Below are 25,384 nucleotides of genomic sequence, written 5' to 3' on the forward strand. Positions count from 1 at the left end.
ACAGTGTAACAAGGAGGGTATATGTTTTGTAAATTCTGTGGTACAAAGGTTGATGATACAGAGTCCACTTTTTGCGGGAAGTGTGGAGCGAGGCTAAAAGATAATGGCTTTGACGAAATAGTAGGAGATATACCAGAAGAACTACAAAAAGATATATCAGAAGAAATACAAGAAGATATATTAGAAGACACACAAGAAACGCCTACGCCTATTGAAGTGGAACCAACTGGTGATCGCACGTTTAAAGATAAAGTAATGCAGATGATTTCTAATATAGGAGAGAGCATTCAAAGGCATAAGAAGTGGTCAATTGGGATCGCAACTGGCGTAATTTGTTTGTGCGCAATTGGTGTGGGAATCTATTTTGGTTACGAAGATCAACCAGTGGTTAATAATATGGTTTCTTCATCACTACCAGTCATAAAGCCGAAAGAGCATAAAGAAGAAAAGAAAAATTACGATACCATTGAGATAAAAGCAGATGATACTAAAGATATCCAATTTCTTTTAAATGAACAAAAAGAAAAAGATAGACAAGGATTTTCTAATGAGGCTAAAAGAATTGCACGTTTATATCTTGAGGCACGAGGAGACAATAATGATCGGGAATCCTATAAATATTTGACTGCAACAAAAAAAGAAGCGGTGGGAGGTATTGATGGATGGCTTAAGCAGAATGAATATATAAGAAGTACAATGTCCAATATACAGATAGATGCTGCTGATATAGATGGAAATAAGGCTTTAGTTCATTATAGAGGCGTATCTCATTCTAATGGATTCTTTAGATCTTATTCTACTATGGTTATAGGCTTAATGCGGTTATCACGAGAAGGGACTACTGTTGGTGTGGATTAATGCACTAAAATATCGTAATTATAAGGGAGACATATTATGCATATGAGAGTATTAAAAATGATATTCTTATGTTGTTTTCTTGTAGTATTAGCAGGGTGCGGTACTATAGATTCTGATATAGAGATTGACAACGATTTTAAAGGAAAATGGGAAGCAACAGTTGATATTGGTGGAGAAAAAAGTAAAGAAGAAATAGTACAGTTCTTTGAGAAGTCATTACAAACTACTGCTGTTAATGAAGAGGGGAAATTACTTAAAGAAACTGGTGAAGCGGAAGAAATCGAAGCCTATGCCAATGAATTTATTAAATTAGAACCATTAGATGCAAATGGCAGAGTGATTAGTAGTAAGGATGATTCAGTTAAGAGCAGTACCTGGAGAGTGACAGCTATCTTTCAGAATGAAAAGGAATTGTTAAACGCCTATCGAATTATATACTCCTGGCCTAAAAATGACCGAGCTTGGAATGTGATTTTTCCGTATGGGGATAGTACAGAACAATATATGTTTTACATGGGAAAAGCCCTAGGTGATACAACGATTACAGTACGCGGAGATATTAATAAAGAAATGTCAAATGCTTCTGAAATTAGCGGTAGTACTATTACGTTCTCAAAAGGTGAAGAAGTACGTTTCGTATTTTCTAAAGGAACACCGATTTACAGAAATGTAGCTATTTTTGTAGCGATTATTGGGGTTACAGCTGTTGGTATCGTTATCTATAAACGGAGAGGTAAGAAACATGCTCAATAAAATGATGAAAGGCCTTTCACTGGTGGCACTGATAGGGGTATTAACAGGATGTAGTTTTCATTTGGGAACCAAAGATGCGAACCCAGTAGTATTTACTACGACAGATTTGTCTGGAAGTTGGTATCGCTATGATGATGGTAAAAAAAGTAAAACGAATGAATTTGTAGAAGAAGTGGTATTAAAAAAAGCAGGTAGCTTAAGTTATAGTACAGAATCTCATAAACAGTATACATTGCAAGGTAATCCAGAAAAACAAAGTGTGGATCATGGGTCTGGAAGTGGTGCAAATGATAACTATGTAGTTAAATACATATCTAGTGATGCGGATAAGCCGATTGAATCCACTGTATATGATATTGTATATACTTGGGCAGCTAAAGATGTAAAAAGTATTAAAGAAAACATTAAAACCATACGTGGTGAACAAGTATATGACTCTAAAGAAGGACGTGAATACGACATTACTACAGAAGACGGCACCGATGTATTAGTGAGTGGAGATGAAAAGTGGTATCGCTCTAAAGAGAAAGCATTCGGAATGGTAGAAGATAGAAAAATCGCAGCCATAAAAAGAGCATTAAATGAAGGAAATAGAGCATATCCGTTTGGAATTATTGAAATCAGAAATGTTAAGTTTCTAGGGAAATAATGATAGAGTAAGATGAAGAGGTGATATACATGTTTTGTAGGCATTGCGGTAATAAGATTATTGAAGGAGCTAAATTTTGTAAACACTGTGGACATGGGGTAGGGCAAACACAAATGCCTCCTACTGCAACTGAACAAACAGGAGGCTCCCCACAGGGGCAACAACAAATGCCGCCTCCTGTAGCTGAACAAACAGGAGGATTCCCACAGGGACAACAACATATGAATCCTGTAAGTCAACCTGTGATGCCACAGGGACAAGTAGGAGGAGCACCAAATACTATGACACAAGGACAACCTGTATATACCAATCAACAGGTTGTTATGTCACAGAATAGTTTCAGTGTATTATCAGATTTTAAACACCAATTCTTAGAACGATATTTTACATTTACAGGTCGCACCTCACGTCGTGCATTTATTGGGTATTCTTTGATTCAGTGGACGATAGGTTTAGTTGTCATTGCCATTGCGCAATTAGCAGTCATGTCGATGAATTCATTAGATGCCATCCTATATGGCACGAGTATGCTAATGATTGGCATATTTATTGCTAGTGGAATTTTTATTATTCCTAATGTGGCAATTGCCGTAAGACGGCTACATGATACTGGACATAGTGGATGGTTCTATCTCTTACTGGGTGTGCCTATTGGTAACTTATACATAGCATATCTTTTATTTTCTGCCGGAGATGCTGCGCCTAATGCGTATGGGCAGCCAGAACAATTTGATCGTTCTTCCCAAGAAGCAATAGCAAAATTAGCTGCTGCTGAAAGTTCTTATAAAAAAGAAGTGGCCATAATCGCTGTGATTTCTCTGATTTTCTTAGGTCTTATTGTTAAACCTATATTTGAGGTGGCCGATGTATTAGCTGGTGGTGATACAAAAACGACTATGATGTCTACAAAGTCTAAAAAGGCAGGGTCTGACATATCTAAATCGAAGGCTGAACAACCAGCACCACCAGTAGATCCGAATGTGCAAATTGCCAATGAAGCAAAAGAAGCATTATTAGCCTATCATCAAGCTATCTCGAATCAAGAAATTATTAAGGCCTATAACTTAATGACTGCCAACCGTCAACAATTGTTGGGTGGATTAGATAGTATGCGTCAAGGTTATAGCACAACGATTTCTAGTACGATCGTAGATGCTAAGCCAAGCTATGTGGATCCTAATAAAGTTATCTTCCAATATAAATTGAATGCGAAGGATGCCTTAGATGGGCGCATTAAATTACAGACATTTACTGGTGAAGTGACAATGGTTAAAGTCAATGGTCAATGGTTATTAGATGATATGACAGGAACTTTGGTAGGATCTTCGTATCAATAGAAAGGGAAATTGATGAAAGTATGTAAAAAAGTGTGGAGCAGTATTTGTGTGGCCACAGCATTAATTGCATCATTAGGATGCTCGTTTACAGGGGCTAATTCTGCAGAGCAAATTGATACACAAGCGATTGCAACAGACACAACATTAACGGTGGATGAGCGAGCAGATAAAATTGTGGCTGCTATGTCGGACTCAGAAAAAGTAGGCCAATTAGTTGTGATTGGTGTTCATGGTACGTCTATCAATGAAGATATGAAATATATGTTGGGAGAGTACCACTTTGGTGGTGTTGTCTTATTTGACCGCAATATGCAATCAAAAGAGCAAGTAAAACAACTATTAGGGGACTTGCAAAGTTATGCGAAAAAGAATGAAAAAATTGGCTTATTCTTAGCGGTAGACCAAGAGGGTGGTGCTGTAGCTCGTATGCAAGATGGCCTTGTAAAAGTACCAGCTGCACAAGATCTTGGCACACAAGATGTATCAGTGGCTGAAAATTATGCGAAACAAGCTAGTCAAGAATTAGCAGAATTAGGGTTTAACCTTAACTTTGCACCAGTCGTTGACTTAGGACTTACCTATGGACGTTCTTTTAGTCAAAACGATCCAGAACATGTAGTGCAATATGCAGGCACTGTGGCGAAGGCCTATGAAAGTAATGGATTGCAATTTTCTTTTAAACATTTCCCTGGCATTGGTAAAGCGGATGTAGATCTTCATGAAAAAGAAAATACCATTGATGCAAGCAAAGAGGTATTGTTAGCAGAAGATTTAAAACCATATAAGGATCTGATTCCACAATTCCCTCAAACATCTTATATGATTATGGTATCTCATGCAAAATATCCAGCCTTTGATGCAGAAAACCCAGCCAGTCTAAGCCCTAATATTATGAATGGCTTATTGCGCAATGAATTGGGCTTCCAAGGTGTTATCGTAACTGATGATATGGAAATGGGCGCCGTAGCAAACCACTATACATTTGGAGAAATGGCAGTTAAAACTATTCAATCTGGCGCAGATATTGTTCTTATTTGTCATGAATATACACATATGACTGAGGCTTATAATGCCTTGCTGAAAGCAGTACGAGCTGGCACAATAACACAAGAACAATTAGACACTTCTGTAAAACGTATTGTGAAAATGAAATTAGAAAATAAAATGTTGATGAAGTAATATAGTTTTTGTTAATTACATAAGATTATATAAGAAGATGAGGATCACTCCGAAAGGAGTGGTCCTCATTTTTGATGTACTGCTTACGAGCATCAAAAATACTATAATCAAAAGGCTATGCGTGCTAGTAAAATGAATCATCTCATTATATAATAGTAAGTATAACAATTAATCATTACAAATTGTGTGTGATAGCATAGGGGGATGTATGAAAAAATTAGTAGGAAGGGTTGTATTAGCTCTATTCGTAGCGAATGTTGCTTCTATCCATATAGGTGTAGAAGCGAGTTGGTTGAGTAAGGCTTGGCAACGATTGGAAAAATCATTAGAAAAGTCTGAAGAAATATCTAAATTACCAAACCCAAATGATAAACAATATTCATATTTAAGAGAGCAATCTGATTTGGCAGGTATCGGGCCATATATACCAAAGTATGAAATGACTGTGTCAGGGATTCCTATGGGGATTCATGTTAATGATGTGAAAAAGAGTTTAGGTAAACCTACATCAGAGGATATGAAGACCTATGGAAGAAACTATCCTATTTATACTTTGACCTATGGCGGCGTAACGTTTGAGACTTCAAAACCTGAATACTCTCCGTATACGAAACCTGGACATATTAGTAAAACTACAATTAATAATCGTGATGGAGCAACATTGCGAGGAATTAGTGTTGGTGATAGACTCATGCAAGTGTATTATATTTATGGAAGACCAACATTTGTTTCTAAAGATGAGTGGTTTTATGGCAAATTTGGCAATGATGTACATACAGGGATTTGGTTTGTCCATGATGGTTATAAAGTAACTAAGATAAAATTGGGAACACAAAGCTTTGAACATATCGATAGTATATCTAATATACTGTGAGATATGATAAGGTAAAGCATACGATATAAGTTGATAAATAACTAGTATTAAAATATATGGCATTTGATTGTTGAATATAATGAGGAATATATATGAAAAGATGGCTAAAACAGACAATAGTGGCTGCGTGTGTTCTTAATAGTGTAAGTGTGCTACTAGGGGTTAGTATGATAGGAGTAAGTGCATTTACTTTACCGAAACCAACAGATCCAGATTATATGGATATAAGAACTAGGCATCCTATTATTAGCATATATAATGATAAGTATACATCTGATAAAGAAATGAGTGCGGCTGGCATTCCAATGCATGCACATGTAAATGATATTATAAAAAGTTTAGGGAAGCCGACTGCTCAAGACATTGAATATGTAGATTGGCATCGTGGAAAATTACCTCTGTATCACTTACAATATGGCGGTATCCTCTTTGAAAGCACACATGAAATGTGGTATAATTCCGCTTCTGAAGCAGAACATATTCGTAAGATCACTTTATTTAATCGAGATGCTGTCACTCCACGAGGTATTGGTGTAGGAGATACATTAGAGCAAGTATATAATGCCTATGGTCGTCCTGATTTTGTGACTTGGTATGAATGGTTTTATGGAATTCAGCAACAAGAGTGGAGAACAGGAATTTGGTTCGTTCATGATGGTAAAAAGGTCGTCCGAATAAAAATGGGAAATGCGGGCTTTGATAGTGATTTGAAAAAAGTAGACTAATTATATCTATGTAATATGATGAATTAGATTTATATGTGTTATTCTGATAGGGGGATGTATGAAAAAATTAGTAGCAAGGGTTGTATTAGCTCTATTCGTAGCGAATGTTGCTTCTATCCATATAGGTGTAGAAGCGAGTTGGTTGAGTAAGGCTTGGCAGCGGTTAGAAACATCACTAGAAAAGGCTTCACAAGAAGCAACGGCAGATAGACAACGAGCTGCAGATATTCGAGCTTTACCGAAGTATACAGATGCCGACTATGAGTATATAAGAATAGGTAAAAATGGACTTAGATTTGGTAAAGTACTACCGAACTCAGAATTTACGGTAGCGGGTGTGTCTATAGGAACACATGTAAATGCTGTTATAAAAAGTTTAGGAAAGCCAACCTCAGAAGATATACAATACACAAAGGGACCGTACCGTAATAACATACCAGTTTATACTTTGCAATATGGTGGGGTTATTTATAAAACACAATATAAGTTTGTCTATGAACCAATCTCTAGTGCGGAACGTATAAGTAAGATTACTATACATAATCGTGATGCTACTACTGCAAGGGGAATTACCGTAGGTGATACTTTAAAACAAGTATATAATGCTTATGGTAGACCAACGTTTGTTACGAAAAAGAATGAATGGTTTTATGGTATGGCGTATCCAGATGGATATGATGGCATTTGGTTTGTTAATGATGGCTATACAGTAACAAAAATTAAATTAGGTGATGCTGGTTTTGAATATGGCAGAAGTAAAGATACATTCTAATGCTATGACAAAAGATTTATGACTGAAATGTAAAATTGTCATCAACAGTATCAGATACCTAGTATACAAATAACGTTCGGCTTTTACATCGAACTACATAGCAAACTATAAAAATCCGACATACACATTCTGTTCTACAGACCGTCTCAATGTGTATGTCGGCTTTTTTATTATCTTTTCCTTACAAGTGTAAAATTATCTACTTTATTTCAGTAATATGAAAAATAACTCCTGTTTATTGCTAGAAAAATTCAACGTTTAGGGGTATAATGAAGTATACAAATGCCTATTCCCAAAGGTATTAGGTTTGGAATACTCAAAATTGAGGAGGGATTACAATGAAACATATACGCTCTTTATTAGTAGCTAACCGTGGTGAGATTGCCATCCGTGTGCTTCGTGCTTGTAACGAGATGGGCATTCGTACGGTAGCTATTTACTCCAACGAAGATGCGCTTTCCTTACACCGTAATCAAGCTGACGAATCCTATTTAGTAGGAGAAGGTAAAAAACCAGTTGATGCGTATTTAGATATTGAAGATATTATCCGTATTGCAAAGGAACATGATGTAGACGCAATCCATCCTGGATATGGTTTCCTTTCAGAGAATGCACATTTTGCAAAACGATGCGAAGAAGAAGGGATTACGTTTATCGGTCCTAAGGTAGAACATTTAGTGATGTTCGGGGACAAAGTAAATGCCCGTATTCAAGCGAAAAAGGCAGATATCCCAATGATTCCTGGTAGTGATGGACCATTGAAAGATTTTGCTGAATTGGAAGCATTTGCAGAAACATATGGCTATCCATTGATGATTAAAGCCGTAAATGGCGGTGGCGGTCGTGGTATGCGTGAAGTGACGAAACATGAAGAACTTCGTGATGCTTATGATCGTGCGAAATCGGAAGCCAAAATGGCCTTTGGTGATGATGATGTATATGTAGAAAAACTCATTGTAGAGCCGAAACATATTGAAGTACAAATTATCGGTGATGAACACGGTAATATCGTGCATTTACACGAGCGTGATTGCTCTATTCAACGCCGTCATCAAAAAGTAGTAGAAGTGGCGCCAGCTTTTGCCTTACCACAAGAACTTCGTGATCGCATTTGTGCAGCGGCCGTAAAAATTATGAAACACGTACAATATGTAGGTGCTGGTACTGTAGAATTTTTGGTAACAGAAGATGGTAATTTCTACTTTATCGAGGTCAACCCTCGTATCCAAGTAGAACATACTGTAACAGAAATGATTACTGGCATTGATATTGTGCATTCCCAAATCCGTATTGCAGAAGGTTATACATTGCACAGTGCAGAAGTAGCAATTCCTGAACAAGATCAAATTCGTTGTGAGGGCGTGGCTATCCAATGTCGTATTACTACAGAAGATCCGCACAATAACTTCATGCCAGATACAGGTAAATTAATGACATACCGTAGCTCCGGTGGCTTTGGTATTCGTCTAGATGGTGGTAATGCCTTTACAGGGGCAGTTATCACTCCATATTATGATTCCTTATTGGTAAAAGCTACCTCTTGGGCACTTTCTACAGAAGAAGCCATTCGTAAAATGCTTCGTTGCTTGCGCGAGTTCCGTATTCGTGGAGTGAAAACGAATGTCCATTTCTTGGTGAATGTACTAGAACATGAAGTATTCCAATCTGGTGATTATAATGTAAACTTTATCGATGAACATCCTGAATTGTTCAACCTTAAAAAAGATAAAGATAGAGGTACGAAATTACTTCGTTACATCGCTGATGTGACAGTGAATGGATATAATGGTCATAAAGAAGAAGTGCCTAATTTTGATCCAATCGTGATGCCTCCTAATATCCAAGGAGCACCAGCGGCAGGTACAAAACAGCTATTAGATGAGTTAGGACCTGAAAAATTCTCCAAATGGATTCAAGAACAGCCAACTGTGTTGTTTACAGATACAACATGGCGTGATGCGCATCAATCTTTATTTGCCACACGTGTACGTACTACCGATATGGCTCGCGTAGCAGGTCGCATTGCTAAAGGGTTACCGAACTTATTCTCCTTGGAATGTTGGGGCGGTGCTACTTTTGACGTGGCGTACCGTTTCTTACATGAAGATCCATGGGAACGATTACGCATGTTCCGCAAACAAGTACCAAATATTTTGTTACAAATGTTACTTCGTGGTTCCAATGCTGTGGGATATACAAGCTATGCAGATAACGTAGTGCGTGAATTTATCCGTCTAGCAGGCAATAATGGTATCGATGTATTCCGTGTTTTCGATAGCTTGAATAGCTTAGATAATATGAAAGTGGCTATTGATGAAGTGCGTAATCAAGGTAAAGTAGCTGAGGTTGCTTTATGCTATACAGGGGATATCCTAGACGCTCGTCGTGACAAATATAACCTTGACTATTATGTAAAAATGGGTAAAGCGCTAGCGAATGCAGGTGCCAATATTATCGCTATTAAAGATATGGCGGGCTTGTTAAAACCACAAGCAGCGTACAATTTAGTGAGCGCTTTAAAAGATGCTATCGATTTACCAATTCATTTACATACCCATGAAGGCTCTGGTAATGCCATCTATTCTTATGGTCGTGCCGTAGATGCAGGTGTAGATATTGTGGACTTGGCTTACTCTGCCTTTGCCAATGGTACAAGCCAACCAAGCATGAGTTCCATGTACTATGGTTTGACAGGCCATGAGCGTCAACCACACATGAATGTGGAATATATGGAACATGCATCCAATTACTTTGGATCTATTCGTCCGTATTATAAAGGGGTAGATCATACCTCTTCGTACCCAAATACAACGGTATACCAACATGAAATGCCTGGTGGACAATATTCTAACTTGCAACAACAAGCGAAGAGTGTAGGCCTAGGTGATCGTTGGGAAGACATTAAACGTATGTATCATGAAGTAAATATGTTATTCGGTGATATCATCAAGGTAACGCCATCTTCCAAAGTTGTAGGGGATATGACCTTGTTTATGGTACAAAATAATTTAACAGAACAAGATATCTACGACAAAGGGGATACGTTGGACTTCCCACAATCTGTAGTAGAATTCTTTAAAGGTTACATTGGTACTCCATATTTAGGATTCCCTGAACGATTGCAACAGATTATTCTGAAAGGGGAAGCTCCATTGGATGGACGTCCAGGAGCGACATTACCATCTGTAGACTTTGAAGCGGTTCGTAAAGAATTAGCTGACAAAGGTGCAGGCACTACTGATGAAGATGTAATTGCTCATTGTTTATATGCGAAAGTATTCTCTGATTACAGCACATTTAAACAAGAGTACTCTGATGTAAGTGTATTAGATACGCCGACATTCTTCTTTGGTATGAAACGTGGTGAAACTATCGAAGTAACTATCGAAAAAGGTAAAACTTTGATGATTAAATACATTCAAATGAGTGAAGCCGATGAAGATGGTACTCGCCATGTATTATTCGAATTAAATGGTCAACCACGGACGATTAAAATTCACGATAAACACATCAAAACAACAGGTGTAGTTCGTCATAAAGTGGATCCAACAAAACCAGGTGAAGTAGGAGCTACCTTGTCTGGTTCTGTAGTAAAAATTGTGGCACAAGTGGGTCAAGCTGTGAAAAAAGGTGATCCATTGGTAGTAACAGAAGCCATGAAAATGGAAACGACGATTACAGCACCAGTGGCGGGTGTCGTAGGTATTATCCACGTTCGTGAAGGCAGCCGCATTGAAAGCGGAGATTGCTTGTTAACAATTGAGGAGCAAGCACATATTGCTAACTAGGTATTAGGATTCACATGGTATGAGCATTGGAACATGTGCTGAACTCATGTGCTCTAGTATATGGACCATATATAAGTGAACTAGTATTATTACAGGACATATAATTTAGTATATGAAAACAGGAGCAACTCTGTTGCTCCTGTTTATCATATGCATAGATAGTAGCTATATAGTGTATTTGAAAAATCAGATTATTATATAGAAATGAATACAAGATATAACATGATATAAAAGGAGTGATTCTTATGGCATTCGCATTGCCAGAACGGTCCATCAGTAAAGGGCCTAATTTCATTCGAGATGTATTTGAACGAGGAGCTGGGATTCCCGGTTTCATTAGCTTTGGTATAGGAAATCCTGCCGGTGAAGTAGTACCTGTGAAAGAAATTCAAGATGCCTTTGACCATATTGTACATACAAATCCATTGGAAATTCTTCAATATGGACCTATGCAAGGTGATGCCAAGTTAGCAGAACAAACATTGCAGCGATTGATTCATGTACACCATATGCCATCAGAAGGACAACAATTGTTGCTATCTGTGGGAGCTGGACAAGATTTAGGGCTGGTGCCTAGAACTGTTTGTGATGCAGGCGATGAAGTGTATATGGATGCTTATACGTTTACGAGCGCCATCAATGCAGTGCGCAGTGTAGGTGCAAAAGCGGTGGGCATTCCTACTGATGGAGATGGGATGATTCCAGAGGCATTGGAAGAAGCAGCAAAGTCAGGAAACGGTAAATATGTATACCTGATTCCTAACTTTCAAAACCCAACAGGAATTACGATGCCTTTAGAGCGACGTAAAGCTATTTATGAAGTGGCAAGAAAATATGACTTGTTTATCTACGAGGATGATCCATATGGAGAAATTCGTTTTGCTGGGGAACGGGTGCCAACCTTCAAAGAGATAGACACAGATAATCGGGTACTTTATGCAGGTTCGTATTCTAAAACGATTTCTGCAGGACTTCGGGTAGGTTTCTTGTATGGACCGAGCGAAGTGATACAAGCGATCCAAATCATGAAGAATAACTGTGATGGTCAAATGCCACTAGTGACACAACGTGTAGTGAGTCATTTGTTAGAACATATCGACTATGATGAGCAGATTCAAAAGGTGTGTAAGGTGTATTTAGAAAAATGCCAAGTGATGCTAGAGACATTCCGTACATATGGCAGTTCCAAAGTGCAGTTGACAGAACCTACAGGGGGGATGTTCCTATGGATGACGTTACCAGACCATGTAGACTGTGATGCGTTCTTTGAAGAAGCGATTGCTCGTAAAGTAGGGATTGTAAAAAGCGGAGCCTTCGCTGCCGATGGAGTGCCTTATGGTCAACATTTCCGCTTAAGTTATACAGTGCCATCCTTGGAAGATATTCGAAAAGGTATGCAAATCATTGGAGAGCTGACAAAAGAGTACTGTGGTGAGTAATCCTTTCTATATTGAAAAAATTAGTTTTTGTTCTCGGAATTTTTCATATCCTATGATATAATAGGGATATACCTATATTTGTGTAGGAAATAACATACGTTCACAAGTGTGAAATGTAGTTATCGAGTAGAAGTGAAAGTGTTTGAAGCTTTCAGTCATATAGAAAGAAGGTTTATCATGGCATGTGGAGATAATGGAGGTTGCGGCGGTTGCGGTTCTTCCGGCGGTTGCGGCACTCAACAACCAGTTGATTTAACAGTAAAAACAAATGATAGAAGTCATGTGAAAAAGGTAATCGGCATCGTGTCTGGTAAAGGCGGTGTAGGTAAATCTTTGGTCACAAGCTTAATGGCTGTTAGCCAATCCCGTAAAGGGAAATCTGTTGGGATCCTCGATGGAGATATTACAGGGCCATCGATTCCAAAGGTATTTGGCTTAAAGGATAAAGTGCGCAGTGATGACGGTAAATTAATGTACCCTATCGTGTCTAAGAATGGCGTTAAGGTCATGTCCGTCAACTTGCTATTAGATGATGAATCAGATCCTGTGTTATGGAGAGGTCCTGTGGTGGGGAATGTAGTGAAACAATTCTTCTCCGATACAGTGTGGGGCGATGTAGATTATTTATTTGTGGACATGCCTCCAGGAACAGGTGATGTAGCGATGACTGTATTCCAGTCCTTACCATTGGATGGTATTATCGTGGTTACTTCTCCTCAAGACTTAGTGTCTATGATTGTTGAAAAAGCTGTGAAAATGGCCGACATGATGCAAGTGCCTATCATTGGGGTAGTAGAAAACTTCTCCTACTTCCGTTGTCCAGACAATGGAAAAGATTATAAAATCTTTGGTGAAAGCCACATTGATGAGGTGTTGAAAAAGTATAATTTATTGTTACTAGGTCGATTACCAATTGATCCAAAAGTAGCAGAGTTGTGCGACGCTGGTGAAATTGAAACCATCCCATCCACAAACCTAGAAGAAGTAGGCTTACCAGAGTAAGCATGGAAGAGGCCATAGTGTACGGTGTACCTATGGCATTTTTCTTAGGAGGACAGTATGTGTGAACAGTATGATGTGACAGAGATGTATGGTGATTTTTTTGAATATATTGAAAGTTCTACTTCGCCATACCATACGGTAAAAGAAACGTATCGACGGTTAGAAGACGCAGGATTTACACCGTTGGCCATGGATGAAGAGTGGAACTTAGGACCAGGGGACTATGTCATCGATGTATATGGCACGACCCTCATCGCCTTTCATATAGGTGACAAGCCAAGAGATACATTGCGAATTGCTTCTGCTCATACAGACTTTCCCGGATTTAGAGTGAAACCAAACCCTATGAAAACGGCAAAAGGATATGGTACCTTAAATGTAGAAGGGTACGGGGGGATGATTCAATATACTTGGTTTGACAGACCTCTTTCACTAGCTGGTCTTGTCGTCACAAAGGGAAAAGATTCTTTAGATATAGAAACTCAACATGTAGATTTTAGCCGACCAGTAGCCACTATCCCTAGTTTGGCCATTCATATGAATCGTACAGTGAATGAAAAAGCTGTATTCAATAAACAAAAGGAAATGTTGCCACTTGTACTTATGCGGAATGTGGGGGCTGACTATGAAAGTGATGAAGTAGCATTACAATACTTACTAGCAGAGGAAATTGGCTGTGCCCCCGAGGATATCTTGTCCTATGAGTTGACCGTTTATAATGCAGATACAGTGGATCCAGTAGGGTTTGATGCAGAATATATTAGTGCTCCTCGGTTAGATAACTTGACCTCATGTTATGCCTGTTTGCAAGGGATACTAGCAGCTAAAAAACAAGAGACTTCTGGGATTCGGATGATTTGTTTATTCGACCATGAAGAAGTGGGAAGCCGTACGAAACAAGGTGGTGCCTCTATGTTATTACCGAATATTGTGCGCCGTTTGTATCGAGCATTGGGCTTCACCGAGGAAGCTTGTGAAGCAGATATTGCCAAAGGCTTTATGATTTCCTCTGATGTGGCACATGGATACCATCCTAATTATGGAGAAAAGAATGATATTACAAACTATCCTACATTAAATGGTGGGGTTGTGTTAAAGATTGCGAGCTCTCAATCGTATGCGGGAGATGCAGTCGCACAGGCCATCGTCACAGATCTTTGTAATACACATGGTATTCAACACCAAATTTTTGTGAATCGGTCAGATATGCCGGGAGGGTCTACGGTAGGATCTATTTCTTCTGCACAACTCGTCATGCGTACTATGGATGTAGGGTTACCATTGTTGGCGATGCATTCTGCTCGTGAATTAATGGGTACCTATGACCAGTTAGAGCTAAACAAATTGATGACAGTATTTTTAGGGGAGGTATAATATGTGGTCTTTATTAGCATTATTTGTAGCGTTAATTATGAACCGTGTAACAACACCATTCCAACAAATATTTGATACCAAAACAACGGCTAGTGAACAGCGGAAAGAGATGCTTAGCAAGGGGTTACAACTGTTAGGTATGCTTGTAGTCGCTATATATGGGGTATCGGGACAAGTAGAAATAGCCGGTGTTTCTGGTCGCCTTATCGTACAAGTAGTCTTGGGAGTTGCTTTGGGACTTGCCCTAGGGCAATGCCTAGAATTGTTTAGCTTTGCTCATGTACGACCACCAGTAGAAGGGAAAAAGCCTACTTCGGTGTATGATCGTTGGATATGGGATACGATTTTTATTTCTATTTTTGTAGCAGCCTATGTGAAATACAATTATGAAATGATTTATATGATAATAGGCTGGGCCATCTATGTGATTGTGCCGTATGGAATTACACGGTATTTAGAGAGCAGAAATGCTAACTTTTATGTGCATATGAAATCGTATAAGATTGGAACTGTGTTATGGATTATAGCAGCAGCTATCCATGCCTATGCGATTGGGTGGTAACTAAAGATATAAATTATGATTCTCATTGAGAACGTGATATAATGGCTACATAGTATATTAGAAAGAGTATAATGACGTTATGTAACAACGGTTAGCCCTAATATAGTGGGGTTGGCCGTTGTACTTAGTCTATAGAGAAAAGAGGTATTATGAAATTAGATACAGTACATGCAGGCTTTCGCGTAGAACGCGTGGAAGCTGTACAAGAAATTAATGGTACAGCCTACTTGATGAAACATGAGCAGTCTGGTGCGCGCTTATTATATATCGACACAGAGGATACAAATAAAGTGTTCCATATTGCATTCCGCACACCGCCTCATGATAGTACAGGGGTAGCTCACATTTTAGAGCACTCTGTATTGTGTGGATCCCGCAAATTTCCTTTGCGAGAGCCATTTGTAGAGCTAGTGAAAGGGTCTTTAAATACATTCTTAAATGCCATGACCTACTCCGATAAAACGGTTTACCCGGTGGCAAGTAAAAATGATGCAGACTTTCACAATTTGATGGATGTCTATTTAGATGCCGTATTATATCCTCGTGTAGCAAACGATCCAATGATCGTGATGCAAGAAGGTTGGCATTATGAGTTAGATACGCCAGAAGATCCGTTGACCTATAAAGGTGTTGTGTATAACGAGATGAAAGGGGTCTATTCCTCGCCAGATTCTCAGCTAGATCATCATAAGATGAAGGTCTTATATCCAGATACGACCTACGGACATGACTCTGGTGGATATCCTGAGAACATTACAGATTTGACCTATGAAAACTTTAAAGCGTTCTATGAGTCTTACTATCATCCGTCCAATAGTTATATCTACCTGTACGGGGATATGAACATTGAAGAAACATTGTCTTTTATCAACGATGAATATTTATCTAATTTCCATGCCATCGATGTGAACTCTACCATCTCTATGCAAAGGCCATTAACTCAAGGTGTTGTAGCATCCTATCCATATGGCATTGGACAAGAGGAAAGTGAAAGCGAAAAAACAATTCATTCCTTGACCTATGTATTCCCAGAAATGACATTTACCCAAAGTTTGGCCTTTGAAGTGCTTACACATGCCTTGTTGACATCTGGATCTGCTCCGTTGAAAGAAGCGATTGTAAAAGCCAATATTGGCAGTGATGTGAGTGGCTATTATATGGATGGTATTCGTCAGCCATTACTTGAAATTAGCGTAACTGGTTCTGAGTTAGATAAGCAAGGACAGTTGCAAGAGGTAGTGGAAAGTACGTTACGTCAATTAGTGGATGCAGGATTGGATAAAGAACTATTAGAAGCATCCTTAAACCGCATTGAGTTTACGTTACGTGAAGCTGATTTTGGTGGTCGTCCTATCGGTCTTGCCTACGGATTGCGTGTCATGGATAATTGGCTCTATGACGAAGATCCAATTGAATTATTGCGCTACGAGCCTGTACTGAAAGAGATTCGTGAAGGATTGCAAACAGATTTCTTTGAAAACTTACTTCGTACATACATCTTAGATAATACCCATAAAGCATTAGTTTCTTTGTATCCGCAAAAAGGATTACAAGAAGAAAAAGAAAACCAAGAAAAAGAAAAGCTAGCTGCTATCAAAGCGAATATGAGTGCAGAGGAAATCCAACACATTGTGGATCAAACGGCAAAATTAAAAGACATGCAAATGACGCCAGATACGGAAGAAGCACTGGCGACGATTCCGTTGTTGGAACTTTCAGAGATTTCACCAACGGTAGCTGTGACACCACGTCGTGAAATCGACCATAAAGGAATTCGTATTCATCACATTGATGTACCAGCTCGTGGTATCAACTATGTAAGTTTACATTTCAATATGGAAGCCTTACAGGAAGAAGAAGTATTCTATGCGGAATTGCTGTCTGATGTATTAGGGCGTTTGGATACAGAACGATACACCTATACAGAAGTAGCAAAAGAAATCAACCTCCACCTAGGTGGCTATACGATGGATATTTTGCCTGTGTCTATCTATAATGAACGAGATGCATTCGTACCATTAGCGGTGGTTCGCAGTAAAGCCTTGGCCTCCAATATAGGTCATTTAACATCTATCTTAGGGGAAATCATTGGCCGTACGAAATTTACGGCACAAGACCGTTTAGTAGAATTGTTGAAAGAAACGAAAGCAATCTGGGATACCGAAGCATTCCGTCGTGGTAATACAATCGTTACTAATTTATTGCTGGCACAAGTATCTAACATTGGCAAATTCCGTGACCAAGATACATTGGGCTACTTCCGTCAATTAGTGCAAGTGTTAAACGATGAAACGGCTCTTTCTGGTGTAGCAGAGCAGTTGATGAAAGTGCAACAACGTTTGTTCCGTAAAGATAACTTAGAAATTTCTTTCGTAGGTACAGACGAAGAATTAGCTGCTTTCTTAGATCATTTAGATGCCATTACCAATGTGTTAAGCGACGATACTTGGGAAGCACAATTGAACATGACTGCTTCCTATGTAAACGAAGGCTTAGCTACTTCTGGTAAAGTGCAATATGTGGCTAAGGGTGGTAACTTCCGTGACCATGGTGGTACGCATACCGGTACTATGAGCGTATTGGAAACGATGTTGCGCTATGATTACTTATGGAATCTAATTCGTGTACAAGGCGGTGCATACGGTGCTTTTGCGAACTTCCATAATAATGGTAATATGGTATTCTGTTCCTATCGTGATCCAAATTTAGAAAATACATTGAAAGTCTATGATGGACTGCCAACATATTTGCGTGAATTAGAATTGTCCCCACGTGAAATGCGTAAATATATCATTGGTACAATGAGCAGCCTAGACTTATCAAATACTCCATTCCTACAAGCCGCACGGGCTATGAGCTTGTATTATAGCCAAACCGACGAAGCACAAATGACAGCCTTCCGCCAACAAGTGTTAGACACAACGGTAGAAGAATTACAAGGCTTATCAGATGTCATCGAAGCTGTATTACAAGACAACCACATCGTAGTGATGGGCAATGAACAACGCATCAAAGAAGCGGGTCAACTCTTTGATCAAGTCAATAACTTACCACAATAATACAAGAGTAGAAGTAGTTTACCTATGAAAATACTAATATAGAAACTACTCATATAGAAAAGCCATACCCTAATCTGGAAATAGATATGGGTATGGCTTTTGTGCTGTTATAAACAATTGACAGATTATAGATTGTATAGCCTTAATAATTTATAAGAGGGATGATTTATTTCTTGACAGTACCTATTTGAAAGGCATATAGTAAATATGATAATCATTACTAATTTATGAAAGGATGTGTTGTAAATGTATAGAAGTAAGAGAGCGTGGATATCAGGGGCTATAGCATCTTGGTGTTTACTTTCATTAAGCAGTGTGCAAGGTGCAACAGCAGATTCTGTATATGTAAGTGCAAATCCAATTATAGAAAGTTTAAAAGATGAAAGTTTATCAACAACAGTGATTTCAAAAGCAGATATTGTTAACAAGCAAGCTAAATCTGTGGAAGATATTATTTTTACTGAAACAGGGGTAAGTCGAACTGTAGATGCTATGGGTCGAGTGGCTCTATCAATTCGTGGAGCAGAGCCTCGTCATACGCTAATCCTAATTAATGGTCAGCCAGTGATGGGTGAGATGGAAGCCTATTTAGGTCAAGGGGATGAATTGCAGCGTTTAGGTGCAGAATCCATTGATCGTATTGAGGTTATCAGAGGTGCTTCTTCCGCTAAATATGGAGCGAATGCCATGGGTGGAGTCATTAACGTGGTAACTACAAAACCGACTAAACATAGTCAACTGGAGTTGAATGTAGAAGGACGTAGAATAAAAGGCGACCATGGAGTGTTACCTTATAAGAATATATTTATTAGAGCTAATTCCGGAAATATAGGGAAAGGTAGAGTTTCTTTATATAGTAGTAAACGGGATATTATGCCTATTTATAGTCAAAAAGAGTTTATAGGGGCTATGAATCAATCGGGGAGTGTGCATAATGCATTACGATACTATGGAGATATTAAAGAGCTAGGATTTCATGCTGAGTATGATGCCAATGCAAATCATCATTTCAGTGTACAGTCTACACATTGGAAGGAAGATACAAATAGGGATATTAAACATTCCAATGATGCTCCTGATCCAGTAGTACATTATGGAAGAAATATAGAACGATGGAGACATCAACTTACATATGCAGGAAATAATCAAAAAAATCTAGACTGGAAAGTTGATCTATCTATTTATAATCAGAAAGAATTTGATAAAACGATTTCATCCACCGCTATCTTTTCTCCCTATGAAGGCAAGAATACGCTGCATTATATTGATGATGTGAAGCACCGTGAATGGAAATTAAATGCCACTTTAAATCAACAAGTAGGTAACCATCATTTTCTATTCTACCGAGTGGGCTATAGTGAAGAGAACGGCTCAGGTAGTCGGTTGAAAAGTGCGAAGTCTATATATACAAGATATATAAATCCATGGGACTTTGATAAAAATCTTCATAGTGATAAAGGTGTTGGTGAGCCTAGTTCCAAAGTCTATGATTATGCATTATATCGTGATGAAGCAGATATACCACAATATGATCAGGCTTATGAATTATATGGGTATAAAAATCAGCAAGGGAAGGCAGTCATTCCTAGCTATACTTATCAGGATTATACCAACGATGTAGAAGATGAAGATAGAATTCATACATTTGCAGAAGAATTGCGTGCTGAAAATGAAAGTCTACGAACACCTAATGAGGATGGTGATTTGCCAGATGATGATATTATTATGCGTCGATACTATGATGCAAAAACATTAAAATGGCATGGGAAAACATTTACAGAAGAGGGAACCAGTCGTAGAAATCGTCAGACCATTGGTACTTCAAATATTAGAAAAATGAATATTGCTATTTCAGATTTTTGGCAGTTAAATAAGAATACATTCTTCACACCTATCCTTCGATGGGACAATAGTAATTTATTCGGCAATACAGTGACATTTAATTTAGGGCTAACTCATTATGTACATGGTAATAGAAACTATCGAATCAAAACCAATGTAGGAACTGCCTATACAGAACCAGGTATGGGGGAATTATACTATAACTGGGAAATGTATGCAGGGATGCCATATGATTTTGGTGTTGGTAAGTTAGGCTATTATTGGATTGGCAATCCTAATTTAAAACCAGAAAAATCTATCAATGTAGACCTAGGCTTTGAATATGATACGAAACGATTACACAGTCGTATGATGGTGTTCCATAATGATATTAAAAATTATATGACAACCTATTTTACTGGGAAGTTGATGAACTTTAATCCAGATGCAGGTAAGAATACGTGGATGACTCCTCCAGATATGATTTATAGCTTTAAAAATATAGGGAAAGCTGAAATTACAGGCGTAGAAGGAGAAATAAAATATGCCCTCAACACTAACCTTTCTACACGACTCGGCTATACCTATTTGCACGCTCGTAATATCAGTGATCCAACGATGCCGGCACAGTTATTAAATAAACCTGTACATAAAATCGATATAGGATTGCAGTATGAAAATAAAAAATCTGGTTGGCAAGCATCTCTTTGGGGAGATTACTATATTCATATGTTAGATAGTAATACCATTGCTAATAATGGTAACTATGTACATAATGATTTGGGCAATGGAGATTCACAATATGCTTTTGCAGAAAAAGGGAAACAAACTTACGAAAGTAAAAGCTTTGCTATTTGGAATGCTATAATCCAAAAGAAAATAGGAAAAGATTCCCTTGCCTACATAGGTGTTGATAATATCTTTAATCATCGTGATGATGCCCAAGCTCATCAAGAGCGAATGTATAAAGTAGGTTTACACATGAAATTTGGGGCGGATAGTAGTGAAAGCAGCTACCAACGAATTACAAAATTATCACAGAAAACTTCTAATACGCCGTTGAATTGGTTCATCCGTCAAGAATCTATCCAAGAACCTCTTACATTTTATGGTTCCTATCGTGGTACGTGGAGTAGTTTTACAGGTAAAGAAAAACCATCAGAAGCTAGGGTGACAGCAACAAGCACAATAGGAAATGCGTATAAAAACTATTTAGAAAAGGCTAATCATGGTTATAGTTCCTCAGTACAGGTAGGAGTGAAAGGAACTGTGACTAAAGATACCTCGATAGATGTTGCGGTAGAGGCTAAATCATATAAGGGAAAAGAACAGTCAATTGATGCTGGAACGCATGCAGGTATACAATCAGTAACGGTAAAACGACTAGAAGTCAAGCATCATAAGAATAACTGGAAATGGTCGGTTGGTCGTTTATATGAAGCCCTTGGCACGACTGGATACTGGTTTAATGATTCCTATGATGGTGTGAGAGCCATATGGTCAAGCCCGATGACAGAAGTACGGATGGGATATGGAGATTTCCATCGTAGTACGGGTATTACCGATTCTGCTTATACACATGCCGTTAAAACATCGTTTACTAGACCACCAACAAAAGATGAATGGTTAGGACAAGGTTCATTTGATAAGACGGGCTTAACAGGAGAGTATACAGATGGTAGTGTGCATGTAAATAATTTTAAAACACTACGTGATAAACTAGAAGCAGCTCAATCTCCAGAAGAGGAAAAAGCAGTTATAGACACATATATGAAGGTCATTGAAAAAGATGATCCTAAATTGTATGAAAAATTACATAATCGAAGTGGTCAATACTATATGAATAGTTTCATATGGAGGAAAGTGACTGTTACTAATACGGCTGGTCAAGTTATAGGTGAATATATGACTACGGACTTGCCGCAAGTATATACTAAGAGCGCTTCTGATGATACAGCATTGTTAGAAAAAGATGCTACAAAAGCTTGGGATGTAACAATGCAAGTAGGAGAAAATAAGGAGGATTGGTCCAAGTATGTATCTAATTCTGGATTGTTAAAGGATGGATCTTATAAACTACATTCAGACTTTTATGGGTATGGAACCTATTTAGGGAATGATGTGCTAGAGGATTTGGGAACGACGAATCGTGGTAAACGGTACGGTGGAATCATTGCATCTAAGTTTGATGCTTCCAAATTTGTTCGTATGACACAAGAGGAAGCGAAAGCAAAAGCAATTACATCGCTTTGGAATAAAGATACAGCATGGATGACATTGACTAAGAAACTACCTAATGGGTCTAGAGCGACTGGATTCGTGAAAAGTAATATTTCGCCGTTGGCTAAACGTGTCTTATTGTTGTTAGCGAGTGATCTTTGGAAACCAGAGAATAATAGTTCACTTCCTTTACACGTATTGGAACAAGAAGGGTATCGTATTCCTATTGTTGGTAATGTACTGGTTCAAGATACGATTCCATCTGTTAATAAAGCGTTCTTTACACAACTCAAACATCAAATAAATAATCACTGGGGTGTACAAGCTTGGTACATGCGATCAATACAGGATTCAACTAATACATTGCAGTATGCGAATGCTTCTGGAAATGATGTGTATCAATATAATCAGGTGGCTAATGTGCTCGGAGTAGGCCTATTATGGAAGCCATCTGATACGTTAATTGTGTCAACAGATATAGGACAAAATAGAACATCTTTTGGTAAATATTTAAATGGTGAGACTCAATATACCTATGATAATAGTGTTATTACTTCCAAAGGTAGACGTATTGGTTCATACCCTAAATTCTGGACGATTCGGTTAGATGTAGGCCATCCAGAACAGAACTATGTTGGTTCCTGGAATGCATATGCAGACTATAAATACTTTGAGCATGGATCATTTATCGGTGGTAATGGAACTAATGCATTGCCAGATCGTTATTTAGATGGAGTACAAAGCTTTACTGTAGGTGGTAGATATACACCAGTGCAGAATGTGAATGTATATGCATCTTATACATTCAATGCAAAAGGTATTCATAGTAGAGATACTTTATATGGAGGAGAAAAATTTGACTTAGGTGATTATACTAAGATAGCTGTTGAATATAAATTCTAACGGACATATTAAAAAGCCATACCTAATCTGGAAATAGATATGGGTATGGCTTTTGTGGATTTAGGATTAATAATACCATAAATTGTCTTTAATGATATAGTTCCAACCTATTCTATGTATCATATACTCAAACAATTTACAATTGAATTGACCGTATATGAAGAGATACAGTAGAATATAAGTAATATATTGTTTGTATTTCATAAGGGGGAAATGCGATGCTAAAAAAATGTTTAGTAAGTTGTCTAGCAGTAAGTTCCTTACTGTTCACGGCGGTACATGCATACGATTACAACGAGTATGATCAAAAGTTAGTGAACAGAATGTCTGGAGAATGGAAGAATCTAGATGGTCAAGTGGTGTTTAATATCCAAAATGGATATATTAATGGGGCCCAAGTGCTAGATGTAGCAGCATTAGCAGGTAATCGTAGCTTTGGTGTTGGGAACTTTATTATACATGAAGCGGTAGGAAATCGCCCATTGCGTATGAGCTTTGCTAGTTTAGACAATAGTGCTGGTCGAATTGTTTATAATGGCCAGGCATTATTTAGAAAAGTGCCAGTACCATATTCTGAAAGTGTATCTGGTATACATATTGGATCTACGAAGGATGAAGTGTTACAGACTTTTGGTAGGCCAACGAAAACATGGGGAAGTGACTTTGATGAAAACTGGGAATACTCAAATTATAAAATGAGAGTTAGACTTGGTGGGGGCGCTGTTACAGCAGTGTCGATGTTTGAGGGAAGCCCACTCAGATTTGATACATCTGGTTTAAGCTTTGGTGACGGTAAATACGAATTTATGAATGTTTATGATATTCATAATAGTGGTGGAGCTGCCATGAAAGTATTATCTACAGGAGAGATTATTTCATATAATAAAGGCATGGGTTTCATGGAAATTACCCTAGATCCGATGACTTAATAGATTTGATTAATACGATTAATTGTGCCTAGAAAGACCTTACTGTCAGAATCTATCAATAGGTCTGCAATTGTTGATATCGTAGATATGCATACAGCACAAATAATATAAGTACTAGACTGTATAGATTAGAGTAATTAGCCTAAGTGTAGAAAAGAGGAGGTTTTTATATGAAATCTGCATTTAAATTGGTATTAGTCACTTTGGTAGTGTGGTTAGGTGCACTATCACTGACTCCAGTAGACGCAAGTGTGGCTAATGACCCTGGATATGTACGTATTTATCGTCAGGGGGCATCGACATTCTACTTGAATAAACGATCCATTGCTATTGAAAACTATCATCCACCATACTATCGTTTATCTGTCACGACTCGTACTGAATATGATCCGAGTTTGAGACTACCAGAGAGCACAGAAGATGGTTCTAGATTAGTGTTTGACTATAATTATGATGATAAAACAATTGCTTTAGTAGGGTCTAGAAGAGGAATTCGACCTATAGATGTATCAAGAGGTGAAGATTGGCAGTACCCAGCAGAAGCGAAAGCCGCTGCACTTGCAGCATTCCGTGTAGTTTACGGCATTCCATTTTATTAATAAAAATCGTATAACGTATTGAATGCTTAGATAATAAGCTAAAAAACTACAATAAAACAATGTCTAATAAAACAGAGGAATGTTGATCAACATGTGTCAACATTCCTCTGTTTTTATACTTGTAATAAGAAAAAAGTTTTATTTTTCAATATTTAATATGTACATAATTAATAGATGTAATATCCATCAATATAATATGGCCAACCAATGTTATTGATTGTATATAGGAAAATTTTGTTACCAGGACTTACTACGGAACTATTTCCTCTCATTGTATTAGTGTAATAGCGCCACATATCTGTTTTAAACTTGACAAAGTTCCAGGTTAATACTTCTTTTAATCGTCCATTTTGTACACGTTTTACAGATACAGACATCCAAGGGCCAGTTTTAGATTTACCATACGAAATGGTATCATCCATAAGATTGTATATATTATTTATTCTAACATAAATAGTAATAAATAGGGTTATAGGACAAAATGAGTTGGTAGACTAATCCCAATCTTTTGTCAAAGATATATCATAATTATGTAAATCAC

General features: G+C 38.0%; 18 protein-coding genes. 17 read left to right on the forward strand and 1 reads right to left on the reverse strand.

What is annotated here, in order from left to right; all coding sequences use genetic code 11:
- Positions 1-21 precede the first annotated feature (21 nt).
- The 17 genes from EO115_RS05765 (at position 22) to EO115_RS05845 (ending at position 24,843) form a co-directional block, all read left to right on the forward strand.
- Positions 22-858: a zinc ribbon domain-containing protein gene (locus EO115_RS05765; RefSeq protein ID WP_126938018.1), complete on the forward strand. Its 837-nt coding sequence runs from the start codon at positions 22-24 to the stop codon at positions 856-858.
- Between the two features lie 42 nt (positions 859-900).
- Complete coding sequence (locus EO115_RS05770; protein WP_126938019.1) at positions 901-1,611, forward strand: hypothetical protein; 711 nt, start codon at positions 901-903, stop codon at positions 1,609-1,611.
- The gene (locus EO115_RS05775; protein ID WP_126938020.1) at positions 1,601-2,260 is read left to right on the forward strand and encodes a hypothetical protein; all 660 of its coding nucleotides are present in this window, start codon (positions 1,601-1,603) and stop codon (positions 2,258-2,260) included. The genes EO115_RS05770 and EO115_RS05775 overlap by 11 nt, the downstream gene beginning before the upstream one ends.
- Before the next feature lie 29 nt (positions 2,261-2,289).
- Positions 2,290-3,597 carry a DUF805 domain-containing protein gene (locus tag EO115_RS05780; protein WP_126938035.1) on the forward strand — a complete coding sequence of 436 codons (1,308 nt, stop codon included), beginning with the start codon at positions 2,290-2,292 and terminating at the stop codon, positions 3,595-3,597.
- 12 nt (positions 3,598-3,609) lie between these two features.
- The gene (locus EO115_RS05785; protein ID WP_126938021.1) at positions 3,610-4,776 is read left to right on the forward strand and encodes a glycoside hydrolase family 3 N-terminal domain-containing protein; all 1,167 of its coding nucleotides are present in this window, start codon (positions 3,610-3,612) and stop codon (positions 4,774-4,776) included.
- 208 nt (positions 4,777-4,984) lie between these two features.
- Entirely contained in the window at positions 4,985-5,650 is a 666-nt protein-coding gene (locus EO115_RS05790) for a hypothetical protein (RefSeq protein ID WP_126938022.1), read from the forward strand.
- A 167-nt stretch (positions 5,651-5,817) separates the two neighbouring features.
- Positions 5,818-6,375 (forward strand): hypothetical protein, encoded by a 558-nt coding sequence (locus tag EO115_RS05795; protein WP_126938023.1) that lies wholly within the window; start codon positions 5,818-5,820, stop codon positions 6,373-6,375.
- Between the two features lie 58 nt (positions 6,376-6,433).
- Entirely contained in the window at positions 6,434-7,147 is a 714-nt protein-coding gene (locus EO115_RS05800; RefSeq protein ID WP_126938024.1) for a hypothetical protein, read from the forward strand.
- A 338-nt stretch (positions 7,148-7,485) separates the two neighbouring features.
- Positions 7,486-10,935 carry a pyruvate carboxylase gene (locus tag EO115_RS05805; RefSeq protein ID WP_126938025.1) on the forward strand — a complete coding sequence of 1,150 codons (3,450 nt, stop codon included), beginning with the start codon at positions 7,486-7,488 and terminating at the stop codon, positions 10,933-10,935.
- Positions 10,936-11,180: 245 nt separating this feature from the next.
- Positions 11,181-12,374 carry a PLP-dependent aminotransferase family protein gene (locus tag EO115_RS05810; protein WP_126938026.1) on the forward strand — a complete coding sequence of 398 codons (1,194 nt, stop codon included), beginning with the start codon at positions 11,181-11,183 and terminating at the stop codon, positions 12,372-12,374.
- 177 nt (positions 12,375-12,551) lie between these two features.
- A complete protein-coding gene (locus EO115_RS05815) occupies positions 12,552-13,376 on the forward strand; it encodes an Mrp/NBP35 family ATP-binding protein (protein ID WP_126938036.1) in 825 nt (274 codons plus the stop codon).
- A 57-nt stretch (positions 13,377-13,433) separates the two neighbouring features.
- Positions 13,434-14,750, forward strand: coding sequence for a M18 family aminopeptidase (locus tag EO115_RS05820; protein WP_126938027.1), 1,317 nt, complete (start codon positions 13,434-13,436; stop codon positions 14,748-14,750).
- A gap of 1 nt (position 14,751) precedes the next feature.
- Positions 14,752-15,312, forward strand: a complete 561-nt coding sequence (locus tag EO115_RS05825) for a hypothetical protein (RefSeq protein WP_126938028.1) — start codon at positions 14,752-14,754, stop codon at positions 15,310-15,312.
- Positions 15,313-15,461: 149 nt separating this feature from the next.
- The gene (locus tag EO115_RS05830; protein ID WP_126938029.1) at positions 15,462-18,371 is read left to right on the forward strand and encodes an insulinase family protein; all 2,910 of its coding nucleotides are present in this window, start codon (positions 15,462-15,464) and stop codon (positions 18,369-18,371) included.
- Between the two features lie 246 nt (positions 18,372-18,617).
- On the forward strand, positions 18,618-23,315 hold the full coding sequence (locus tag EO115_RS05835) for a TonB-dependent siderophore receptor (protein WP_126938030.1): 4,698 nt from the start codon (positions 18,618-18,620) through the stop codon (positions 23,313-23,315).
- 218 nt (positions 23,316-23,533) lie between these two features.
- Positions 23,534-24,244: a hypothetical protein gene (locus EO115_RS05840; RefSeq protein WP_126938031.1), complete on the forward strand. Its 711-nt coding sequence runs from the start codon at positions 23,534-23,536 to the stop codon at positions 24,242-24,244.
- A gap of 170 nt (positions 24,245-24,414) precedes the next feature.
- The gene (locus EO115_RS05845; RefSeq protein WP_126938032.1) at positions 24,415-24,843 is read left to right on the forward strand and encodes a hypothetical protein; all 429 of its coding nucleotides are present in this window, start codon (positions 24,415-24,417) and stop codon (positions 24,841-24,843) included.
- Positions 24,844-25,010: 167 nt separating this feature from the next.
- Here the strand turns inward: EO115_RS05845 and EO115_RS05850 are convergent, their stop codons facing one another.
- Positions 25,011-25,265, reverse strand: coding sequence for a hypothetical protein (locus tag EO115_RS05850; protein ID WP_126938033.1), 255 nt, complete (start codon positions 25,263-25,265; stop codon positions 25,011-25,013).
- Between the last annotated feature and the right edge of the window lie 119 nt (positions 25,266-25,384).

The organism is Veillonella sp. CHU740, assembly GCF_003992055.1.
Lineage (GTDB): Bacteria > Bacillota > Negativicutes > Veillonellales > Veillonellaceae > F0422.

Bases quoted from the DNA above. Each gene is read 5' to 3' on its own strand.
- EO115_RS05765 (WP_126938018.1), top strand. From the start codon at position 22: ATGTTTTGTAAATTCTGTGGTACAAAGGTTGATGATACAGAGTCCACT.
- EO115_RS05770 (WP_126938019.1), top strand. From the start codon at position 901: ATGAGAGTATTAAAAATGATATTCTTATGTTGTTTTCTTGTAGTATTA.
- EO115_RS05775 (WP_126938020.1), top strand. From the start codon at position 1,601: ATGCTCAATAAAATGATGAAAGGCCTTTCACTGGTGGCACTGATAGGG.
- EO115_RS05780 (WP_126938035.1), top strand. From the start codon at position 2,290: ATGTTTTGTAGGCATTGCGGTAATAAGATTATTGAAGGAGCTAAATTT.
- EO115_RS05785 (WP_126938021.1), top strand. From the start codon at position 3,610: ATGAAAGTATGTAAAAAAGTGTGGAGCAGTATTTGTGTGGCCACAGCA.
- EO115_RS05790 (WP_126938022.1), top strand. From the start codon at position 4,985: ATGAAAAAATTAGTAGGAAGGGTTGTATTAGCTCTATTCGTAGCGAAT.
- EO115_RS05795 (WP_126938023.1), top strand. From the start codon at position 5,818: ATGATAGGAGTAAGTGCATTTACTTTACCGAAACCAACAGATCCAGAT.
- EO115_RS05800 (WP_126938024.1), top strand. From the start codon at position 6,434: ATGAAAAAATTAGTAGCAAGGGTTGTATTAGCTCTATTCGTAGCGAAT.
- EO115_RS05805 (WP_126938025.1), top strand. From the start codon at position 7,486: ATGAAACATATACGCTCTTTATTAGTAGCTAACCGTGGTGAGATTGCC.
- EO115_RS05810 (WP_126938026.1), top strand. From the start codon at position 11,181: ATGGCATTCGCATTGCCAGAACGGTCCATCAGTAAAGGGCCTAATTTC.
- EO115_RS05815 (WP_126938036.1), top strand. From the start codon at position 12,552: ATGGCATGTGGAGATAATGGAGGTTGCGGCGGTTGCGGTTCTTCCGGC.
- EO115_RS05820 (WP_126938027.1), top strand. From the start codon at position 13,434: ATGTGTGAACAGTATGATGTGACAGAGATGTATGGTGATTTTTTTGAA.
- EO115_RS05825 (WP_126938028.1), top strand. From the start codon at position 14,752: ATGTGGTCTTTATTAGCATTATTTGTAGCGTTAATTATGAACCGTGTA.
- EO115_RS05830 (WP_126938029.1), top strand. From the start codon at position 15,462: ATGAAATTAGATACAGTACATGCAGGCTTTCGCGTAGAACGCGTGGAA.
- EO115_RS05835 (WP_126938030.1), top strand. From the start codon at position 18,618: ATGTATAGAAGTAAGAGAGCGTGGATATCAGGGGCTATAGCATCTTGG.
- EO115_RS05840 (WP_126938031.1), top strand. From the start codon at position 23,534: ATGCTAAAAAAATGTTTAGTAAGTTGTCTAGCAGTAAGTTCCTTACTG.
- EO115_RS05845 (WP_126938032.1), top strand. From the start codon at position 24,415: ATGAAATCTGCATTTAAATTGGTATTAGTCACTTTGGTAGTGTGGTTA.
- EO115_RS05850 (WP_126938033.1), bottom strand. From the start codon at position 25,265: ATGGATGATACCATTTCGTATGGTAAATCTAAAACTGGCCCTTGGATG.